Raw genomic sequence first — 2479 nt, forward strand, 5'->3', positions numbered from 1 at the left:
TGTGAGATCGCCTGCAATGTTGGCCCCGTTGGGGGCGGTTATCGCTTTGAAGGTTAGCCCCCCTGTTATCGGCCGCGGCTGATCCTTCCGTCTTTTCGGAAGGGTCCGGGGATGACGGGTGTGGAGACGATCGGTCGGATCCGGTTCGAGCATTTCCAGAACGGCAAGGGGATCAAGCGGATCGCGCGAGAGCTCGGCATTGCGCGCGACACGGTTCGCAAAGTGCTCCGCTCCGGCGCGACCGAGTTCACCTACAAGCGCGAGGTCCAGCCGCGGCGGAAGCTGGGAGCCTGGGTCGATACGCTGACGGCGATCCTCGAGGCCGAAGATCGGCTGCCCCGGCGCGAGCGACGCTCCACGATCCGGCTGTTCGAGGAGCTGCGCGGGCGCGGCTACGACGGAGCCCATGACAGCGTCCATCGGTTCGTGAAGGCCTGGCGTGCCGCTCGCGCCCGGCTGCCGGCGCAGGCCTTCATTCCGCTGCGCTTCGATCCCGGCGAGGCCTATCAGTTCGACTGGAGCCACGAGGCGATCGAACTCCACGGGCTGCCCGTGGTGGTGAAGGTCGCTCAGATGCGACTGGCCTATAGCCGGATGCCGATCGTGCGCGCCTATTTCCGCGAGACGCAGGAGATGGTCTTCGACGCGCATGACAAGGCCTTCGCCTTCTATGGCGGGGTCTGTCGGCGCGGCATCTACGACAACATGAAGACGGCGGTGGAGACCGTCTTCGTCGGCCGCGCCCGGGAGTACAACCGGCGCTTCCTTCAGCTCTGCTCGCATCACCTCGTCGAGCCGGTGGCCTGCACGCCGGCGGCCGGCTGGGAGAAGGGCCAGGTCGAGAACCAGGTCGGCACGATCCGCGATCTGCTGTTCCGCCCGCGGCCGAAGGTGAAGACGCTCGACGAGTTGAACGCCTGGCTCGCCGACCAATGCGTCGCCTACGCCCGGCGGGCCAAGCATCCCGAGTTCCGCGATCGATCTGTCATCGAGGTCTTCGAAGAGGAGAAGGCGCGGCTGATGCCGTATCTGGGGCCCTTCGCCGGCTTCGTCGAGAAGCCGATGCGGGCGACCACGACCTGCCTGATCACGCATGATCGCAACAAGTACAGCGTCGATGCCCGGGCCGCCGGCCGCGCCGTGCTGGTGCGTGTCTATGCCGCCCGGATCGTTGTGTTGCTCGATGGCGAGACGGTCGCCGACCATCCCCGCAGCTTCAAGCGCGATCAGGTCGTCTATGATCCCTGGCACTATCTGCCGGTGCTGATGCGCAAGCCGGGCGCTCTACGCAATGGCGCGCCGTTCAAGGACTGGGACTTGCCGGCGCCGCTCACTGCGGTGCGTGAGAAGCTGCGGCGTCATGTCGATGGTGACCGTCAGTTTGTGAAGATCCTCGGCCGCGTCCCCGAGGACGGCATTGCCGCTGTGGCGGAGGCCTGCACCGAGGCGCTCGCGGCCGGCATCGCCAGCGGCGACGTCGTCATGGCGATCCTGGCGCGCCGTCGCCAACCGCCCGTGCCAGCCAGCATCACCACACCCGACGCCCTCAAGCTCAAGACCGAGCCGGTCGCCGACTGCGCCCGATACGACAACCTGCGCAAGAGAAGGGAAGCCGCCCCATGGAACGCCACCAACTGATCGAGGCGATGACCAGCCTCAAGCTCTACGGCATGCGCGCCAGCTTCGACGAGATCGCCGGCAAAGGCCTGAACCGCCGCGAGGAGATCTATCCCCTGCTGGCGAGCCTGATCCGCGCAGAGCTGACCCATCGCCAGTCGCGTTCAATCAACTACCGCATCAGTGGCGCCAGATTCCCGGTGCTGAAGGATCTCGATGCCTTCATCTTCGACGGCACGCCAGTGGACGAGGGACACATCCGCGAGCTCGCTGCCGGTGAGTTCATCGATGCCAGGCGCAATCTCATCCTGATCGGCGGCACCGGAACGGGAAAGACCCATCTCGCCATCGCGATCGCCGCCGCCGTCATCCGGGCACGCGCCCGGGGACGCTTCTTCAACCTCGTCGACCTGGTCAATCAGCTCGAACAGGAGAAGGCCGCCGGCAAGAGCGGACGCATCGTCGAAGCCCTGCTGCGCCAGGATCTCGTCGTCATCGACGAGCTCGGCTATCTGCCCTTCAGCCAGGCTGGCGCGCAGTTGCTCTTCCACCTGATCAGCAAGCTCTACGAGAACACCTCGATCATCATCACCACAAACCTCGCCTTCGCCGACTGGCCCCAGATCTTCGCCGACGCCAAGATGACGACCGCGATGTTGGATCGGCTCACGCATCACTGCGACATCATCGAGACCGGCAACGAGAGCTGGCGCTTCAAGAACCGCGCCTGATCGCTCCAAAGACCATCGCGAGCTGGACGCCGAAATCGCCCCGGCCCAGCAACCCTGACCAGCTCAGCCGGGGCGATCCCGGCACGTCGGCGCGAGCCTAAGGGGGGCTAGCCTTCAACGCGATAAGGGGG

The 2479-nt window shown here is 65.7% G+C and carries 2 protein-coding genes; both read left to right on the forward strand.

Annotated features, from left to right (window positions below; translation table 11 throughout):
- Positions 1 to 111: 111 nt before the first annotated feature.
- Positions 112 to 1638, forward strand: a complete 1527-nt coding sequence (gene istA, locus NUV79_RS25120) for an IS21 family transposase (protein WP_257735800.1) — start codon at positions 112 to 114, stop codon at positions 1636 to 1638.
- Positions 1620 to 2348, forward strand: a complete 729-nt coding sequence (gene istB / locus NUV79_RS25125; RefSeq protein ID WP_257735801.1) for an IS21-like element helper ATPase IstB — start codon at positions 1620 to 1622, stop codon at positions 2346 to 2348. The genes istA and istB overlap by 19 nt, the downstream gene beginning before the upstream one ends.
- The last annotated feature ends 131 nt before the right edge of the window (positions 2349 to 2479 follow it).

Source organism: Allobosea sp. 47.2.35 (genome assembly GCF_024655635.1).
GTDB lineage: Bacteria > Pseudomonadota > Alphaproteobacteria > Rhizobiales > Beijerinckiaceae > Allobosea.

Excerpts from the sequence above, each read along its gene's own strand:
- istA (WP_257735800.1), top strand. The coding sequence starts at position 112 with ATGACGGGTGTGGAGACGATCGGTCGGATCCGGTTCGAGCATTTCCAG.
- istB (WP_257735801.1), top strand. The coding sequence starts at position 1,620 with ATGGAACGCCACCAACTGATCGAGGCGATGACCAGCCTCAAGCTCTAC.